We start from the raw sequence: 13,228 nt of genomic DNA on the forward strand, positions 1-13,228 counted from the left end.
CCAATTGACAAAATCTAGAGATAGGGGAATTTTCACGGGAATTCTTGGCGGTCTGGTAGGGCGGAGTTTTTCGTTGTTAGCGCCATTTATTGTCATGCCGGCAATGCTGAATTATTTGGGTAATACCGGTTTCGGTATATGGATGACGGCAGTATCCCTCACCAGCATGGCAATGTTTGTCGATTTCGGTATTGGAAATGGATTACTAACAAGACTCTCCCAGTCATTTGGAGTCTCGGATCACGCTAGCATGCGAAGCTATATTGCCAGCGCCTACGCTGCTCTTTCAGTCATTTCGATTATTTTATTGGGCCTCCTAGTCATAGCATTCGGAGTGGCACAGTATGGTTATCCTAAAATAATTGGTGCTGGGAATAATAGCGATTCACTTGGCATTTTTGGAATCTGTATTTTTAGTTTCATTGTTGGAGTGCCGGTCGCGGTTATTCAAAGGGTTATGTATGCGTGCCAAAAGGCTTGGCTGAGCAATGTCTGGCAAATGATTGGCGCGGCCTTTTCAATCTTTCTTTGCTTTATAGCAATTGAAATGTCTTTGAAGCCTTGGCAGGTTGTTGGTATCTACTCTGTTGTCCCCGTATTCACAATGCTGTTGTCGGGGATATGGTTTTTTGTAATGAATCCAAAATTGGCGCCGAAAATATCAGATTTTTCAAGGCGCCATGCCATGGATTTGATGCGAATAGGGATTCGATTCTTTGCTCTTTCAGTTGTTACTTCAGTGGCATTGAATGCGGATAACCTGATTTTGGCCAATAAAATCGGAGCGCAGGCCGTGGCCGAATACGCTGTTCCTGCAAAAATAGCCTCATTGCTAAGTTTGGTTGTGACAACCATATTTACTCCACTATGGGCGGCAAATGGTGAAGCATTGGCAAAAAATGACTATATTTGGGTGAAAAAAATAACTCTAAAAATGAGCTTATTGGGCGGATTGACCGTGCTGCTTGCAGGTGCGTGTTTGGTTTCGTTTGGTGGCGAAATTATAAAGATTTGGCTGAAGAGGGATTTTGGGGATCAGAGTGTGATTCTGGTCTTTTTATCTCTGCTGCCGCTTCTTATGGCGATTACTTCGCCGTTTAATATGGTCCTGAATAGTTTAGGAATTGTTCGGGTTCAGTTGGTTGGTTGGTCCATATTTCTTGCGTTGTCTCTGCCGGCAAAGTGGCTGGCATTGAGCGAGGGAAAGCTTTGGGTGATGCCCGCAATCTCTTCATTTCTCTATTTATCGACCGTCAGTCTATTTGTTTTGTTCTATGTTTTTAAAAATGTTCCTGGTTTCTCATCTTATCCGTTGAGCTCAGTGAAAAATAAGCTGAAGAGGTCGCAGTGAATATTGCATATGTAGGCCCTTTTCCATTTCCGTCGTCAAATGCCAACTCCCTGAGAGTGAAGGGCATGGCAGAGGCGCTAGCTATGGCGGGCCACGGAGTTGATATTTGCTCCAGCGTGCCATCGCAGGATATGGGTCGAGGTATGCCAGTGGAGGGTGTTCGCGTCCATAGTTTAAATGAATATGACGAAGGATTGCTCTCCGGTGTGAATCGAGGGTTACGTGGGCTATTTATCGGCGACATTACGTTGCGCTGGTTGCACTCGCTAAGCACTAAGCCGGATGCGATTGTGCTTTATGGTACACACCTCGGCTATCTATTACGCCTGCTTCCTTTTTGCGAGAAATTCAGGATTCCCCTGTTTTTGGATGTAGTGGAATGGTATGACCCTCGGCACCTTCCTGGCGGTGTTTTTGGGCCGTTTGCAGCATCGAATGAATTGAGTATGCGTTATTTTGCAACCAAGGCTAATGGCATTTTTGTAATTAGCAAATATTTGCAGCTCCATTTTGAGCGGCACGGATGCAAGACCCTCAGAATTCCGCCGCTCTTCTCTTTTGAATCGGAGAAATCCAGTCAATTTAGCAAAGTAAGTGGGGTGGTCAATCTATGCTATGTCGGATCTCCGGGAAAGAAAGAGGATATGGAGTCCATATTCAAGGGTCTACAGTCGGCGTACGAAAAGGGTGCGAACTTCCGAATGCACGTGGTTGGTCTAACTGCCGATGAGTTCGCAAAAGATTTCGGAATGCAGCGTTTGCCGATTCTGGAAAATGAAGTGCATGTGAAATTTTACGGTCGCCTTGACAACGTGAGTGCCAAAAATATTATTTCGGCATCTGATTTTCTCGTTGTAGTTAGAAAAGATTTTCGTTTTACCAAAGCTGGATTTCCTTCTAAGGTTGCAGAGAGTCTTTGTTTGGGTGTTCCAATAATAGGTAATCTGAGTAGCGATCTAAAGGACTATCTTCTGGACGGTCAGAACGCGATTGTTGTTGGCGGACCGAACGCTGATTCGTTTAGTGATGCTGTCATGCGAGCAGCCGCGCTTAACGAGAATGAGCTTTCTCGCATGCGACAGCTGGCAAGTAGTTCTGCGGATTCGAACTTTAGAGTCCGTGTTTTCTCGGAAAGAATTGCGAACTTTATTGCGACGGTCCGCTGAAATGGTTTCCGTAATTTCTAAGAGAGTCCAGATGGCGCCGATGCGCTATTCGCAGGCATATCTTTTGGGCACCTTCTTCTTGTTTTTGACCAGCAATCTTGCTGAGAAGGTCGAAAATATTTTTATGCTGACAGTGTTCGTGCTTTTGGCGTATTCATTGCTATATGCCGGATACAAGGTCGGAATTCTCACGAAAAAAAATAAATTACTATTGCCGCACGCATTGAGTGCGAATCAAACGAAGCGGGTGCGCGTAATAGTACTGGTGGGTTCGATCTATTTTTTGGTGTGGGGTGTCAATCAACTTATCGATTTTGGTGCGACCAGTCCCATCGACGTGTTTTCTAATATCACTAATCCGGGTTCGGCGTACAGCTCAAAATTTAGCGTCTATGAGGAAAGGCTGGCGACGAATACTGTGAATAGGGTGACACAGATCTTGATTCTGTTGAGCCTTGTTTATGCAATTTATATTCCAATGCTGGTTTTTTATTGGAAAAAGCTAGGTCTGGTGTTGAGGGTGTTTTCGCTGGTATCTGTTGCCATATATGTAATTTCCTTTTTGTTCATAGGAACACAAAAAGGTCTTGGTGATGTGATTCTATTTGCGGTTTCTGGATTTGCTATTTTGCTGGCATCTGGATCAATTGTCGTTGATCGTGCGTTAAAAAGAAAGATATACGCATTAACAGTTGTTCTTTTGTGCTTGGCGTTCACATATATGGCGATTAATCAAGCGTCTCGTTTTAAGGAGTTCGGGTTGCTTGACTCATTGATGTTTGGTGATGTGTCAAATACCTGGATCTCTCAGGTTTTGGGGAAAAATCTTGCTCTGGGAGTTTACTCGATTCTAGGGTACCCGAGTCATGGTTATCTGGGGCTGTCTTATAATTTAGATCAAGACTTCGTATTTTCTTATGGTGCGGGATTTTCTCAGGCTTTCGAGTCCTATCGTTATCAGTTTTTTGGGGGTTCCCAAAATTTCTTTCTTACTTATCCGGCGAGAACTGAGGTCATAACGGGTTGGCCCGCGGGGATGTATTGGTCCACTGCATTTCCGTGGTTTGCCTCAGACATTACATTCTTTGGGTGTCTATTGCTAATGTTCGTGGTGGGATTCTTTTTTTCTCGAACATGGTTGCGGTGTATTGGTAGGCACGATCCGGTTTCATTTGCCTCGCTAGGGCAGTTTTTTATATTCATAGCGTTCTTACCTGCCAATAATCAGGTCTTAATGCAGCGACAAGGGCTGTGGACTGTGGTGACAATTGTTTTTATTCGTTTCTTCCAAAAGCTAATCAAGGGAAGCGTATGAAAATGGAAATAATGCAGCACTGCTTTGGAAAACCAGGGTCCGGTGGTCCAGTCGTAGCATTTGAACGACTGATCTCGAATTCTGCGTGGCGCTATTCTCAAATTCGACAGACTGAACCAGCTGGAGGCTTGAGTGTTGTGCTCCTTAGAAGGTTTATCTCGGAAATTAGCGCGCGTCGTCCCAGCCTTATTCATGTTCGCGGATTGGGTAACGAAGGTTTTCACGCCGCCTTAGCAGCGAAAATTTCTCGCGTTCCAAAAATATTGGTATCGATCCACGGTACTCATCGCGACTTGACGATGCATGCTCGTGGCCCACGCCATAATATCGTCAGAAACGTTCTGGAACCGTTAACTTTAATAATGGCAACTCATATCGCGACGGTTTGCGAGTTTGCCGCCAAACGAGATTTTCTTGCTAATTACAGAAATAAGATAATCGGAGTGGTGCCGAATGGGGTGGTTATCCCTGATGCTGCATCGCGCCGTGATATTTCCCTGAGATCTCGCTGGGGTGTTCCTGAGGGTTGGCCAGTTGGGATCTGTGTATCTCGTATTACCGAAGAAAAAGGGTATGCGGTGCTCGCGAGCGCGCTGAGTCTCTTAGATAGAGGGAATCAGAAATTCTCCCTGATGATTGTTGGCGGTGGTGATGAGGATGGGCGCTTGCGTTCGCTTTTTGCGGGGTTAAGGAATATCAAGATAGTTTTCGTTGGTCATCAGAAGGACGTTAGCTCCTTTCTGAGTGCAAGCGATTTTTTTCTGTTCCCTTCGCTTCACGAGAATCTCTCGAATGCCTTAATTGAAGCTATGGCGCATGGATTACCGGTTATAGCGACGGATGTCGGTGGCAATACTGAGGTGGTGAGTAAGGGGGGCGGCATCTTGATTCCGGTCAAGAATCCCGACGCGATCGCGGATGCAGTCAGCCGCTTCTTGTGTGATTCAACGGCGATGAGAAGCATGGGGAATGACGCTCGTGAAAACGTCCGGCGCAACTATTCCGTGCAGCAGATGGTTGCTGGCTGGGAGGCAATATATGCGCAGATTCTGGAGGGGGGACGCTGCAATGGCTCAGTCTAGGGTTTTGCTCCTCGGCTTCACCGTACCCGATTCTCTGGCTCGGCGACTTTTCTCGATTGACGCTGGACCCGCAATTCAGACCCATAAATTTGCCTGGAGCTTGGTTAGAGCATTGCAGACTAGCTTCGATAAGATCGTATTGGCTTCGGCCAGCCCGATACAGAACTTTCCACTTGGTCGACAGCTTCTGTTCCGCGGTAGCAAATTTGAAGAGAAGGGAATCGAGGGCGTGTTGTTGGGTTTTATTAATCTCTTGGTATTCAAGCATGTGACAAGATTCGTATCTTGCTTGTTGGTCGTGCCGCGGCTGATGGTTCTAAATCGTGTGGAATTTCTTTTCATCCATGGAGTCCACACGCCATTCTTGGTGTTCGGGATGCTAGCGCGGCTTTTTGGACGAAGAGTGGTAGTCGTGTTGACGGATCCGCCAGGCGTGCCGCTCGCGACGGATAGTCCGCTGGCACGCGTTCTCAAACGGGTGGATGTTTGGTTGGTAAGTAGAGTTTTGGAACGTGCTGATGGCGTTATTGCGCTTGCACCAGAACTTATTAATCGATTTGCTATCCGTAGACCGACGTTGGTATTTCCTGGGATTATCGATTCATCCATTAATTCGAAGATATCGGAAGTAAGCCGCCAATCCGTTTCCACAGAACCATTCACTATCGTGTATGCGGGAGGGCTGAGTAAAGCCTATGGCATCGATCGACTGCTCGACGCTGTCGCAGGTTTGGATGGGATGCCCGTGCGCGTAAAGCTCTTTGGGCGAGGCGACCAAGAGTCGAGGATTCGTGAGTTGGCGGCGCATGACGAGAGAATTCAGTATGGGGGGTTCATCGCCAACGATCTGTTGGTTCCTGAACTAATTGGAGCTGATTTGCTAATCAATCCAAGACCAACACAAGAAGAATTTGCAATTATGTCATTCCCATCAAAACTGATTGAGTACCTAGCTATGGGTCGGCCAGTACTTACCACTCGAATCCCTAGTATTCCTGATAGCTACAGATCGCATTTTTTCTTTATAAACGATGAGTCTGCAGAGGGGATAAGGAGTGCCATATTGAGTTTAATGGCTATGGACTCTAAAGATCGAGAGGATCACGCTTTGCGTGCCAAGACGTTCATTGGAGACGAGGCTTCAGAGAAGGCTGTCGGCAAGAGAGTCGCCGATTTCATTCGTTCGATAAACAAAATTTGTTGAAACCAGACTAAAGAGAATTCGTCATGTTCAATGGAAAGAGACTACTAATTACCGGCGGAACCGGCTCATTTGGTAACGCCGTGCTCAAGCGATTTCTCGATACTGAAATCGCCGAGATCTGCATCTTCAGCCGCGACGAGAAGAAGCAAGACGATATGCGAAAGCGTTACAACAACGCTAAGCTGAAGTTTTACATCGGAGACGTGCGGGATCGGCACGGCGTTGCTGTGGCGATGCGGGGAGTGGATTACGTGTTCCATGCGGCTGCGCTGAAGCAGGTGCCATCCTGTGAGTTTCACCCGATGCAGGCCGTGCGCACAAACGTGCTTGGGACGGAGAATGTGCTTGCGGCGGCAATTGATGCCGGCGTTAGGCGAGTGGTCTGTCTTAGCACTGACAAGGCAGTTTATCCCATCAATGCCATGGGTATCAGCAAGGCGATGATGGAGAAGGTGATGGTGGCTGCCAGCCGCAATCTGGAAGGAACGAATACGGTGATTTGTGGGACCCGCTATGGCAACGTGATGGCATCGCGAGGATCGGTGATTCCCCTATTCGTGGACCAAGTTTTCGCCGGCAAGCCAATCACTGTGACGGACCCGGCAATGACGCGCTTCATGATGACGCTAGCTGACGCGGTCGATCTTGTTCTTTACGCGTTTGAGCACGGGAACAATGGTGACATATTTGTGCAAAAGGCGCCCGCCGCGACGGTGGAGGTGCTGGCAAGAGCAATCCTGGAGCTGATGCGCAAGGCGGACTACCCTGTGCAGGTGATGGGCACCCGGCACGGCGAGAAGCTATACGAAGCCTTGCTCAGCCGTGAGGAAATGGCGTGCGCGGAAGACCAAGGTGAGTATTATCGCGTTCCACCCGATGGGCGCGACTTGAACTACGCAAAATTCGTGGATCAGGGTGAGCAACGCTTAACGCAATCCAGCCACGGGGATGATTACAACTCACATAACACCCGGCGGCTGGACGTGGAGGGCATGAAACGCTTGCTGCTGAAGCTGGATTTCATGCGGCAAATCGCCCGTGGCGAGAAAGCAGTTGCCGAGGAGTGACGCGATGCGAGTTCTAATCACCGGGGCGAATGGCTTCATTGGAAAAAACCTGCAGCTGTTTCTGCGCGAGCGGAAGGATGTGGAGGTTGTGTGCTTCACTCGCGCGGATGACATAGCCGAACTTCCCGTTTTGCTGACGGGAGTAGATTTCGTATTTCACCTTGCAGGTGTCAATCGCCCTCATGATTCACGGGAATTCAAGACGGGCAATGTGGATTTGACATTGGCGTTGTGTCGGGCTCTAGGCGACGTTGCTCTCGCGACGGGCAAGAAGGTACCTGTTGTCTACACGTCGTCTATTCAGGCTGGGCGCGAGAGCCCCTATGGTCAGACCAAACGCGATGCGGAAGAGGTACTTCACGCTTTGGGACGGATTCACTACGTACCAGTACACATTTTTCGGTTGCCAAACGTGTTCGGCAAGTGGTGTAAGCCGAACTACAACTCGGCAGTGGCAACGTTTTGCCACAACATCGCGCGCGATCTTCCGATCGAAGTCAATGACCCGGCGGCTCACGTATCGTTGGTATACGTTGATGATGTCGTGGAGCGTTTCATTCAGTTGATGGACGGTGCTGATGCGGTGCTGGATTCGGAGGGGTTTGCTACGGTGACGCCCCAATACACCGTGACTGTGGGTGATCTAGCGCGTCAGATCATGGCCTTCAAAGAAAGCACAGGGAACTTAATGACGGAGCGAGTAGGAACCGGGTTGGTGCGCGCGTTGTACGCCACGTACGTGAGTTATCTGCCCGTGGAATCTTTCGCCTACACGGTGCCACAGCATGGCGATTCTCGCGGCATCTTCGTGGAGATGCTAAAGACGCCAGACTGTGGGCAGTTCTCATTTTTTACCGCTCATCCTGGCATCACCCGTGGCGGCCATTATCACCATACAAAGACGGAAAAATTTCTAGTTATCAAGGGGCAGGCACGCTTCAAATTTCGGCACATGCAGACTGGACAGGCTTACGAATTCGTCACCAGCGGGGAAAAGTCCCAAATCGTAGAAACCGTGCCGGGCTGGACGCATGACATTACCAATATCGGCGCCGACGAGTTGATTGTCATGCTTTGGGCCAATGAGGTGTTCGACCGCGCACGACCGGATACATTTGCCTGCTCACTCTGAGATATCGCTATGAAGAAACTCAAAGTCATGACCGTTGTTGGAACGAGGCCGGAGATCATTCGCCTCTCACGCGTGCTGGCACGTTTGGATGAATATTGTGACCACGTGTTGGTGCACACAGGTCAGAATTACGATTATGAACTCAACCAGATCTTTTTTGATGATCTGGGCCTTCGCAAACCTGACCATTTTCTGGGTACAGCAGGCGGCAGTGCAGCGGAAACCATCGGGAAGATTATTGCGACAGTGGATGGCGTATTGGTGGCCGAGCAACCCGATGCCCTGCTGGTTCTTGGGGACACCAATAGTTGTTTGTCCGTAATTCCTGCCAAACGGCGCAGAGTGCCAATCTTTCACATGGAAGCGGGAAACCGATGCTTTGACCTGCGTGTGCCGGAAGAAACCAATCGCCGGATCGTTGATCATACAGCGGACATCAACCTCACCTACAGCTCAATTGCGCGCGAGTATCTGCTTCGAGAGGGCCTGCCACCAGATATGGTGATCAAGACTGGCAGCCCGATGGCGGAGGTGCTCGGTCATTACCGGCCAAGTATTGACGCGTCAAGTGTTCTAGGACGCTTGGGGCTGACCGAAGGCCGATTCTTTGTGGTGAGCGCTCACCGTGAGGAGAACATCGACTCCGACGTCAATTTTGGCAAGCTAGTGAGGATATTGAATGCCCTGGCTGAGCACTACAACTTGCCCGTGATCGTGTCCACCCACCCCCGCACACAAAAGCGAGTGGATGCCATGGCGACGCGCTTCCATAGCAACGTGCAACTGCTTAAGCCGCTTGGCTTTTCCGATTACAACAAGCTGCAACTCTCGGCGAAGGCGGTGTTGTCCGACAGCGGCACCATCAACGAGGAGTCTTCCATCTTGAACTTCCCGGCGCTGAACCTGCGCGAGGCGCATGAGCGTCCGGAGGGCATGGAGGAGGCGGCCGTGATGATGGTCGGTCTTGAGGTCGGCCGTGTCATGCAGGGCATTGCCATCCTGGCGGACCAGCCTCGCGGCGATAGCCGGCTTCTGCGCCAGGTTGCGGACTACAGCATGCCGAATGTTTCAGACAAAGTACTTCGCATCCTGCACAGCTATACCGACTACGTGAACCGCGTCGTGTGGAAAAAGTACTGACGCATGGCAGGTACTCGGATCTTATTGCTCACGCAGTGGTTTGACCCTGAGCCGACTTTCAAAGGCATGGTGTTTGCCCGTGAACTGCTCCGACTGGGTTTTGAAGTGGAGGTGCTGACGGGCTTTCCGAACTACCCCAGCGGGAAGGTGTATCCAGGCTATCGAATCAGGCTACTGCAGCGTGAGGTGATTGACGGCGTGCAGGTGACGCGCGTCCCCCTGTATCCTAACCATGACCAGTCCGCCATAAAGCGGGTATTGAACTACGTGAGCTTTGCTGCGTCGTCTCTCATGTATGGCCTGTTCATGGCGAGGAAGGCGGATGTCATTTATGCCTATCACCCGCCCTTAACGGTGGGGATCTCCGCCAGCCTGATCCGCTTGTTTCGCCGCATTCCGGTGGTATATGACGTTCAGGACATGTGGCCGGATACCCTGCGGGCTACGGGCATGGTCAGCAATACGAGGGTGCTGAACGTTGTGTCTCGCGTTTGCGACTGGGTGTATCGGCGAGTGGATCATATCGTCGTGTTGTCGCCTGGCTTCAAGGAGCTTCTCGTGCAGCGCGGCGTGCCTGCTGCAAAGATCGACGTGATCTACAACTGGGCCGATGAGGCCGCATTGGCGGCACCAACCGGCCGACTGCCGAATGATTTTCCGGGCGAGGAGAGGTTCCGCATCCTCTTTGCCGGCAATATGGGGAAGGCTCAGGCACTTGACTCGGTGCTGGATGCCGCAGTGTTGCTGCAGGCAAGGGACTCGCGCGTGTGTTTCGTCATGCTCGGTGGCGGGATTGAGGTCGAGCGGCTGAAGGCACGGGCTGCCGAGTTGCAGTTAGGGAATGTCGTTTTCCTGCCAGCGGTGCCGATGGCCGAGGTGGGAACCGTGCTGAATGCGGCGGACGCTCTGCTCGTACATCTCCGCAAGGATCCGCTGTTCCGCATAACCATTCCATCGAAGACACAGGCGTACATGACTGTGGGGAAACCGCTTTTGATGGCGGTGGATGGAGACGCGGGCGATCTGGTCGCACGATCGGGGGGCGGCACGGCTACCGAATCCGAGAACCCGGAGACGCTGTCGAACGCGGCTGAATCTCTGGCCGCGCTGTCGGCCGAGGAGTTGCGGAGGATGGGGGATGGGGCGAAACGCTTTTACCAGGATCACCTTGCACTGGCCGTTGGCGCTGCCAGCTTCGGGGCCATTTTCCGGCGATTGACGTCAAATATTCCTTGAAGATGAAACGACTTTTCGACATCGTGTTAGCCGCGGCGGCATTGCTGGTGCTCGGGGTTCCGCTTTTATTCCTGATATGGCAGGTGAGCCGGAAGCTCGGCAGTCCTGTGTTTTTTCGACAGGTGCGGCCTGGCTTGCACGGTAAGCTATTCCAGATGGTCAAGTTTCGCACCATGACCGACGCGCGCGGGCCGGGGGGGCAGTTGCTCTCGGATGCGGAGCGTCTGACGCCTTTTGGTCGTTTCCTTCGTGCTACTAGTCTGGACGAGCTCCCCGAACTATGGAACGTACTCAAGGGTGATATGAGTCTGGTAGGCCCGCGCCCGCTACTCATGGACTACTTGCCTCTGTACACGCCAGAGCAAGCGCGCCGCCACGAGGTTCGTCCCGGTATTACGGGTTGGGCGCAGATCAATGGCCGGAACGCGCTGTCCTGGGAGCAGAAATTCGTCTTGGATACCTGGTATGTAGACCATCGTACGTTTTGGCTGGACCTGAAGATCCTGGCCTTGACAGTAAAGAAGGTGCTGGTGCGAGACGGGATCAGCGCCACCGGCGAAGCCACCATGACGCGGTTCACCGGTGTTCCGGCCAACGAACAAAAGGAGTAAGCGATGAGGTTGATTGGAATCTATGGCGCGAGCGGATTCGGGCGGGAAGTCATGCCCGTGGCGCGCGCGCAATTGACGGCTGCCGGAGCCGGACCGTTTGAGCTGGTGTTCGTGGACGATGGGAAGAACGAGCCGCTAAGCAATGGGCATCGGGTCCTGTCGTATGCGCAGTTTCTGGAGGCACCCGCGGCCAGAAAGCAGCTTGGCTTCGCGATCGCAGACAGCCAGGTACGCGAACGGCTGGCATTGCGCGCGGAGCAGGACGGCGTTGGTCACATCGACATACTTGCATCCAACGCTGTGATGCTGGATGACGTCAGCATCGGCGCTGGTGCGGTGATCTGTCCGTTCGTCACCCTGACAAGCAACATCCGGATCGGCAAGCAATTTCACGCCAATCTCTATGCGTATGTGGCCCACGATTGCGTCATCGGTGATTACGTGACCTTCGCGCCCGGAGTCAAGTGCAATGGCAACGTGCTGATTGAAGATCACGCCTATATCGGAACCGGTGCGGTACTCAAGCAGGGCAAGCCGGGCAAGCCGCTGGTAATTGGCCGTGGCGCGGTGGTTGGCATGGGCGCCGTAGTAACGCGCGATGTGCCCGCTGGCGCGACGGTAGTGGGAAATCCTGCGCGTCCGATGGTCAAGTGAGAGAGGAACCGAAATGCTGAATACCGGATTTTCACCTTGGCCGAGTTTCTCGGCCGAAGAGATGGCGAGCGTGCAAGACGTGCTGGCGTCCAACAAAGTCAACTACTGGACCGGCACCGAATGCCGTGAATTCGAACGCGAATTCGCTGCCTGGGTGGGCGTGGAACATGCCGTCGCATTAGCCAACGGCACCCTGGCCCTAGACGTGGCCCTGAAGGCGCTGGATATCGGCCCTGGTCACGAAGTGGTGGTCACCTCCCGTACCTTCCTGGCATCCGTGTCCAGTATCGTTCTGGCCGGTGCCACCCCAGTCTTCGCCGACGTGGACCGCGACGACCAGAACATCACCGCCGAGACCGTGCGGGCGGTCCTGAGCCCGCGCACCAAAGCCATCATCTGCGTGCACCTTGCGGGCTGGCCCTGCGATATGGATCCCATCATGGCGCTGGCCAAGGAGCATGGTCTTGCGGTGATCGAAGATTGTGCCCAGGCGCATGGGGCGTTCTACAAAGGGCGCGCTGTCGGCTCAATCGGCCATGTCAGCGCCTGGTCCTTCTGCCAGGACAAGATCATGACGACTGGCGGCGAAGGCGGCATGGTGACGACGAACGACCGTGATCTGTGGGCGCGCATGTGGGCTTACAAGGATCATGGCAAGAGCTACGAGGCAGTCTACGAGCGGGAGCATCCGCCGGGCTTCCGCTGGTTGCATGAGTCCTTTGGCACCAATTGGCGCATGCTGGAGATCCAGGCGGCTATTGGCCGTATTCAACTGAAGCGCATGGCGGACTGGACCGCACGGCGTACGGCGAACGCCATGACGCTGGCTGAGGCACTGAAGCCGTGCAAGGCGCTAAGGGTTCCGTTGCCGCCGGCAGGCGTGGAACATGGCTGGTACAAGTTCTATGCGTTCGTGCAACCCGAGTCATTGGCCGAGGGCTGGGATCGGGACCGGATCATGGCAGAGATCAACGCAGCGGGGGTGCCTTGCTATTCGGGTTCCTGCTCCGAGGTGTATCTGGAGAAGGCGTTCGATGGTACGGGATGGCGTCCGGCGGAGCGTTTGCCGGTGGCGAAGGAACTGGGCGAGACCAGCTTGCTGTTCCTGGTGCATCCGACTTTGACCGAGGCAGAGATTGCGCGGACGGCGCAGGTGGCGCGCGCGGTGGTGGAGCGGGCTACGCGTGGTTGAGAGGTTCGGGCGTGTGAAGGCGGGAAGGGCGTGTGTGGCTTGCCCGAACGGGCGGGCGCCTGGTGATGCGGGCGCCCG

At 52.6% G+C, this 13,228-nt stretch carries 12 protein-coding genes; all 12 read left to right on the forward strand.

What is annotated here, in order from left to right; translation table 11 throughout:
- Window positions 1-4 precede the first annotated feature (4 nt).
- The 12 genes from CF70_RS35340 to CF70_RS26890 all read left to right on the forward strand — a co-directional run bounded on the left by CF70_RS35340 (window position 5) and on the right by CF70_RS26890 (window position 13,150).
- The gene (locus tag CF70_RS35340) at window positions 5-1,351 is read left to right on the forward strand and encodes an oligosaccharide flippase family protein (protein WP_152561928.1); all 1,347 of its coding nucleotides are present in this window, start codon (window positions 5-7) and stop codon (window positions 1,349-1,351) included.
- Window positions 1,348-2,517 (forward strand): glycosyltransferase, encoded by a 1,170-nt coding sequence (locus CF70_RS35345; RefSeq protein ID WP_152561929.1) that lies wholly within the window; start codon window positions 1,348-1,350, stop codon window positions 2,515-2,517. The genes CF70_RS35340 and CF70_RS35345 overlap by 4 nt, the downstream gene beginning before the upstream one ends.
- A 31-nt stretch (window positions 2,518-2,548) precedes the next feature.
- Complete coding sequence (locus tag CF70_RS34060; RefSeq protein ID WP_152561930.1) at window positions 2,549-3,832, forward strand: hypothetical protein; 1,284 nt, start codon at window positions 2,549-2,551, stop codon at window positions 3,830-3,832.
- The gene (locus CF70_RS26855; protein WP_051649071.1) at window positions 3,829-4,914 is read left to right on the forward strand and encodes a glycosyltransferase family 4 protein; all 1,086 of its coding nucleotides are present in this window, start codon (window positions 3,829-3,831) and stop codon (window positions 4,912-4,914) included. Before CF70_RS34060 ends, CF70_RS26855 begins: the two co-directional genes overlap by 4 nt.
- Before the next feature lie 112 nt (window positions 4,915-5,026).
- The gene (locus tag CF70_RS35350) at window positions 5,027-6,118 is read left to right on the forward strand and encodes a glycosyltransferase (RefSeq protein ID WP_160172302.1); all 1,092 of its coding nucleotides are present in this window, start codon (window positions 5,027-5,029) and stop codon (window positions 6,116-6,118) included.
- Between the two features lie 23 nt (window positions 6,119-6,141).
- On the forward strand, window positions 6,142-7,185 hold the full coding sequence (locus CF70_RS26860) for a polysaccharide biosynthesis protein (protein ID WP_035872160.1): 1,044 nt from the start codon (window positions 6,142-6,144) through the stop codon (window positions 7,183-7,185).
- A gap of 4 nt (window positions 7,186-7,189) precedes the next feature.
- Window positions 7,190-8,317 (forward strand): UDP-2-acetamido-2,6-beta-L-arabino-hexul-4-ose reductase, encoded by a 1,128-nt coding sequence (gene wbjC / locus CF70_RS26865; RefSeq protein WP_035872162.1) that lies wholly within the window; start codon window positions 7,190-7,192, stop codon window positions 8,315-8,317.
- A gap of 9 nt (window positions 8,318-8,326) precedes the next feature.
- The gene (gene wecB / locus CF70_RS26870) at window positions 8,327-9,457 is read left to right on the forward strand and encodes a non-hydrolyzing UDP-N-acetylglucosamine 2-epimerase (RefSeq protein WP_035872164.1); all 1,131 of its coding nucleotides are present in this window, start codon (window positions 8,327-8,329) and stop codon (window positions 9,455-9,457) included.
- A gap of 3 nt (window positions 9,458-9,460) precedes the next feature.
- Window positions 9,461-10,693: a glycosyltransferase family 4 protein gene (locus CF70_RS26875; RefSeq protein ID WP_035872169.1), complete on the forward strand. Its 1,233-nt coding sequence runs from the start codon at window positions 9,461-9,463 to the stop codon at window positions 10,691-10,693.
- Window positions 10,694-10,695: 2 nt separating this feature from the next.
- The gene (locus CF70_RS26880; RefSeq protein WP_035872171.1) at window positions 10,696-11,304 is read left to right on the forward strand and encodes a sugar transferase; all 609 of its coding nucleotides are present in this window, start codon (window positions 10,696-10,698) and stop codon (window positions 11,302-11,304) included.
- 3 nt (window positions 11,305-11,307) lie between these two features.
- Complete coding sequence (locus CF70_RS26885; RefSeq protein WP_035872174.1) at window positions 11,308-11,958, forward strand: acetyltransferase; 651 nt, start codon at window positions 11,308-11,310, stop codon at window positions 11,956-11,958.
- Window positions 11,959-11,971: 13 nt separating this feature from the next.
- Entirely contained in the window at window positions 11,972-13,150 is a 1,179-nt protein-coding gene (locus CF70_RS26890; protein WP_035872176.1) for a DegT/DnrJ/EryC1/StrS family aminotransferase, read from the forward strand.
- The last annotated feature ends 78 nt before the right edge of the window (window positions 13,151-13,228 follow it).

This window comes from Cupriavidus sp. SK-3, from assembly GCF_000611145.1.
In the GTDB taxonomy this organism is placed as follows: Bacteria; Pseudomonadota; Gammaproteobacteria; order Burkholderiales; family Burkholderiaceae; genus Cupriavidus.